Source organism: Kitasatospora sp. NPDC057198, from assembly GCF_042670125.1.
Lineage (GTDB): Bacteria > Actinomycetota > Actinomycetes > Streptomycetales > Streptomycetaceae > Kitasatospora.
The window spans coordinates 1-3,658 of record NZ_JBHUWH010000632.1; the positions used below are offsets into that span (position 1 = coordinate 1).

Genomic DNA, 3,658 nt, shown 5'->3' on the forward strand with positions numbered 1-3,658 from the left:
CCCCGAGGCCGGTGAACACCGGCCGGTCGGCCGGCGGTGCGCTGGAACTCATGACCGGGCGACCCCGGCCGGGACGGCGTCGGCACCGGAGGCGGCACTGCCGCCGGGCCCGGCCGGAGCGGTGGCGAGGACGGCCGCGCGCAGCACCGCGACGGCGTCGTCCACCGTGCGGACGGCCGCGAACTGCTCGTCCGAGAGCTCCAGCTCGATGCCGTAGCGCTGCTCGAACTCGGCGGTCAGCCAGGTCAGTTCGAGCGAGCCGAGGCTGTCGGGCACCTGCTCCGCGGCCCGCTGCCCGAACGCCGCGAGCATCGCCACCACAGCGGCCCGGTCCGGCGGCACGGTGCTGCTCACGCGGCGCTCCCGGCGGTGGCGGTGGCGGCGGTGGCGATCCGGCGGGCCACGTCGGCGGTGAACTCGTCGAGGGTCATCAGCGCGGTGGTCTCCATCTCGTCCATGTCGAACTTGATCCCGAACTCGTCCTCGACCTGGACCGAGAGTTCGGCGAGCGCCAGCGACTCGAGGTCGAGCCCGGCCGGGCCGAGGTCGGTTTCGCCGGTGATCCCGTCGACGTCGTAGTTCATCCCGGCGAGTGCCGCGATGACGAACTCCTGGATGCGCTCCTGCATGGTGTGCTCCTCGTGCTGGGTCGGGGGCCGCAACGGTGTGCGGTCGGGTCAGGGGGTGGCGGCGCGCAGCGCGGCGGCGTCGCGGACGAGCTTGCCGGTGGCGGTGCGGGGCAGCGCCGGGAGGAAGGTGAGCCGCCGGGGGCGCTTGAAGGCGGCCAGTTCGCGGGCCAGCGCCTCCCGGACGGCGTCGGCCCGGTCGGTGACCCCGGCGGTCGCGGCGTTCCCGGTGGCCAGGTACGCCTCGATGGCGCCGTCCGCGAAGACCACCACGGCCTCGCGGACCTCCGGCAGCGCCGCCAGGGTGTGCTCGACCTCGTTGAGGTCGACCTTGAGGCCGCCGATCGAGACCTGGGAGTCGCGCCGCCCGAGGACGGTCACCAGGCCGGTGCCGGCCTCGATCAGCGCGGCGTCCCGGGTGTGCAGCAGACCGTCCGACCAGCGGGTCGGGTCGGTCGGGCCCAGGTACGGGGACTCCTCCCGGGCGATGTGCAACTCGCCGCCTGCCACGGACAGTTCCATCCCGTGGACGGGTTCGACCGCCGGGTGGTTGCGCCCGGTCAGGTCGGTGGCGATGACGCCGGTCTCGGTCATCCCGTACATGGTGCCCAGCGGCACGCCGTAGCGGGCGGTGAAGGCGGCGGGCACCCCGGGGCGGACCAGCTCGCCGGCCACGATCATCCGGCGCAGCTGCGGCAGCGGCGGCGGGTCGGCCGCACCGGCCAGCAGCTCGGCGTGGAACGGGACGCCGATCACGGTGGTCGGCCGGTCGTCCGCGCCGATCGCGGCCAGCACGCCCGCCGTCGTCGTCCGGGCGGGCACGGTCAGCGGAACCCGGGCGTGCAGGCTGTTGAGCAGTCCGCCGACCAGGCCGAGCACGTGCACCATCGAGGAGAGCAGGACGACCCGCTCCCCGGCCTTCGGGAACGCCTCCAGCCGTGCGTAGCAGTCGAGTTCGCGCAGCAGGTCGGCGGCGGTGCGGGCGATCACCTTGGCCGGGCCGGTCGAGCCCGAGCTCAGCTGCACCAGGGCGTGGCCGGTCGCGGCCGGGCGGCCCCCCGGCAGCGCCACCGGCACCGGGTCGGTCTCGGCGAAGCCGCGCATCGCGGCCGCGGGGCCGTGCGCCGACTCCACCAGGACCTGCGGGGCCAGCCGTTCGACGGCCAGCGCCACCTCGTGGTCGGTGAGCCGGTGGTCCAGCAGGACGGCCTGGGCGCCCAGTTGCCAGCAGGCCAGCAGCGCGGCGGTGTAGCCGAGCGAGGGCGCCAGCCGCAGCGCGGCGGTGCCGCCGCGGGTCAGGCCCGCGGCGGTGAGCCGCCCGGCCTGCTCGGCGACCAGGGCGCGCAGCGCGGCGCGGTCCACGGGGGCCTCGAAGCGCAGGCACTCCTGGTCGTCCGGGCCGGCCAGCAGGAAGCGGTCCACCCAGTCGTCCGGAGCCTGGGCAGGCGGGAAGGAAGGAGAGGAAGAGCCGGTCAACGCCACTCCACGAAGGGGAGGTCGGATGGAGATCGGTCGCAACCGAGGGGTCGGTTCGACTTCCTGACGATGGCACAGGCGATCGAACCGAAGCAAGGTCTAGACCATTGGGCCGACCGCCTCCTACGCTGCCGGGCCGGAGCGGGCCCGAGCGCGGCCTGCCCGGAAAGGCAACCCCGTGGGACCACTCGAACTGGCCGACCTCGAACGCGCCGCCCGCGCCCGGCTCCCCGCCGAGGTCTGGGACTTCCTCCAGGGCGGCAGCGGCGCCGAACGCACCCTCGCCGCCAATCGGGCCGCGTACGAACGGTGCCGCCTGCGCCCGCGCACGCTCGTCGACGTCTCCACCACCGACCAGTCCCTCACCCTGCTCGGCAGCCCGCTGGACACCCCGGTCGGCATCGCGCCGATGGCCTACCACCGGCTGTTCCACCCCGAGGGCGAGACCGCCACCGCCCGCGCGGCCGGCCGCGCCGGAGCGCTCATGGTCGCCGGGATCTTCGCCAGCCGCACCCTGGAGTCCATCGCGCAGGCCGCCACCGGCCCGCTCTGGCTCCAGCTGTACTGGCTGCGCCGCCGCGACGCACTGGCCGCCGTGGTCGAACGCGCCGAAGCCGCCGGCTACCGCGCCCTGGTGCTCACCGTGGACGCCCCCCGGATCGGCCGCCGGCTGCGCGACGCCCGCAACGGCTTCGCGATCCCCGCGCACGTCCGCGCGGTCAACCTCGACCCGGCCCTGATGGCCGCCAGCCACCGTGCGGACGAAGGCAGTTCGGGCCTCGCCGACCACGCCAGGGAGCAGTTCGACCCCACCCTGACCTGGGCCGACCTGGCCTGGCTGCGCGAACGCAGCAGCCTCCCGATCGTCCTCAAGGGCATCCTCACCGCCGAGGACGCCCGGCTCGCCGCCGAGCACGGCGCCGACGCCGTCGTGGTCTCCAACCACGGCGGCCGGCAGCTCGACGGTGCCCTGCCGTCCCTCGCGGCACTGCCCGAAGTGGCCGCCGCGGTGCCGCCGAACCTGCCCGTCCTCCTGGACGGCGGTGTCCGGACGGGCACGGATGCTGCCCTCGCGATCGCCCTCGGCGCCCGCGCCGTCCTGATCGGCCGGCCCGTCCTGTGGGGCCTGGCCGCCGGCGGCGAGCACGGCGTCACCCAGGTCCTCGACCTGCTGAAGGCCGAACTCGACGACACACTGGCCCTGTTGGGCCGCCCCCGGCTCGCCGACCTCGGCCCCTCCGCCGTCACCCCCTCCGACCGGCAGCCCGCCTGAACCGCTGCCGCCGCGCACCTGAACCCGCACCGACCCCCCCTGCCGCCGTTCGGCGGCCCGATCCCAGGAACGTCCCTTGCCACTGCACCCCCAGGCCGAAGCCCTGCGCCGGCAGCGCGTCGCGGCCGGTACGCCCCCGCTGTACGCCCGCACTCTCGCCGAGGCGCGCGCCGCGGACCTCGCCGACATCCGCGCGGCCGCCGGGAACCCGGAACCCGTCGGCGCGGTCGAGGAGTTCACCGTCGACGGCCCCGGCGGCCCGCTGCCGCTGCGGGTCTACCCC

At 75.7% G+C, this 3,658-nt stretch carries 4 protein-coding genes and 1 pseudogene; 2 read left to right on the forward strand and 3 right to left on the reverse strand.

The annotated features are described in order from the left end of the window. Positions 1–48 precede the first annotated feature (48 nt). Genes ACFUEL_RS36880 through ACFUEL_RS36890 form a run of 3 tightly spaced genes read right to left on the reverse strand, consistent with a single transcriptional unit; the run spans position 49 to position 2,108 of the window. Entirely contained in the window at positions 49–354 is a 306-nt protein-coding gene (locus ACFUEL_RS36880; RefSeq protein WP_380242134.1) for an acyl carrier protein, read from the reverse strand. Beyond that, positions 351–629: an acyl carrier protein gene (locus ACFUEL_RS36885; RefSeq protein ID WP_380242135.1), complete on the reverse strand. Its 279-nt coding sequence runs from the start codon at positions 627–629 to the stop codon at positions 351–353. Before ACFUEL_RS36885 ends, ACFUEL_RS36880 begins: the two co-directional genes overlap by 4 nt. Before the next feature lie 48 nt (positions 630–677). Then, a complete protein-coding gene (locus ACFUEL_RS36890) occupies positions 678–2,108 on the reverse strand; it encodes a class I adenylate-forming enzyme family protein (protein WP_380242137.1) in 1,431 nt (476 codons plus the stop codon). Positions 2,109–2,280: 172 nt separating this feature from the next. On the opposite strand from ACFUEL_RS36890, the gene ACFUEL_RS36895 reads away from it, so the two are divergent. Both ACFUEL_RS36895 and ACFUEL_RS36900 read left to right on the forward strand, forming a co-directional pair. Then, positions 2,281–3,375 carry an alpha-hydroxy acid oxidase gene (locus tag ACFUEL_RS36895; protein WP_380242139.1) on the forward strand — a complete coding sequence of 365 codons (1,095 nt, stop codon included), beginning with the start codon at positions 2,281–2,283 and terminating at the stop codon, positions 3,373–3,375. Between the two features lie 76 nt (positions 3,376–3,451). After that, a pseudogene (locus ACFUEL_RS36900) lies at positions 3,452–3,658 on the forward strand (alpha/beta hydrolase); the annotation flags it as partial.